This window comes from Cupriavidus sp. L7L, from assembly GCF_004353535.1.
In the GTDB taxonomy this organism is placed as follows: Bacteria; Pseudomonadota; Gammaproteobacteria; order Burkholderiales; family Burkholderiaceae; genus Cupriavidus; species Cupriavidus oxalaticus_A.
Genome location: NZ_SMNY01000134.1, coordinates 1 through 693, shown reverse-complemented (window position 1 = coordinate 693; position 693 = coordinate 1). Strand labels below are relative to the sequence as shown.

General features: G+C 60.5%; 1 protein-coding gene and 1 pseudogene. Both read left to right on the top strand.

Annotation, left to right across the window (positions count from 1 at the left end; genetic code table 11):
• Window positions 1–161 (top strand): annotated as a pseudogene (locus E1J61_RS36500) (SAF domain-containing protein); the annotation flags it as partial.
• 59 nt (window positions 162–220) lie between these two features.
• Window positions 221–693: UxaA family hydrolase (locus tag E1J61_RS36495; RefSeq protein WP_165971630.1), on the top strand; the 473-nt coding region annotated here is incomplete at its 3' end.

Genomic DNA, 693 nt, shown 5'->3' with positions numbered 1-693 from the left:
CCGCGCTCCAGCCGATTCCCATCGGCCACAAGGTCGCGCTGCGCGACATGGACGTGAAGGAGACGGTCTACAAGTACGGCATCGATATCGGCAAGGTTGTCGCGCCGATCAAGGCTGGTGAACACGCTCACGTTCACAACATCAAGACCAAGCGCTGGTAAGCCGCACCACCGCACCCCTCCGAACCCATTTTTTCATCAAAGCATCCGAGGACCACGTCATGTCCGTGATTGACCAAAACTCTACTTTCTGGGGCTACCGCCGCGACAACGGTCGCGTGGGCGTTCGCAACCACGTCATCATCCTCCCGTTGGATGACCTGTCCAACGCAGCCGCCGAAGCTGTCGCTGTAGCCATCAAAGGCACGATGGCCATCCCTCATCCATATGGGCGCCTGCAGTTCGGTCCGGACCTCGACCTGCACTTCCGTACCCTGATTGGCGCGGGCAGCAACCCGAACGTTGGGGCAGTAGTAGTGATCGGTATCGAAGACGGCTGGACGAAGAAGGTCGTTGATGGCATCGCCAAGACCGGCAAGCCGGTGGTCGGCTTTGGCATCGAGGGCCACGGCGACCATGAGACCATCATGCGGGCGTCGAAGGCAGCGAAGGAATTCGTGCAGTACGCCACTGCACTGCAACGCGTCGAGTGCCCGATCAGCGAACTGTGGGTGTCGACCAAGTGCGGCGAGTC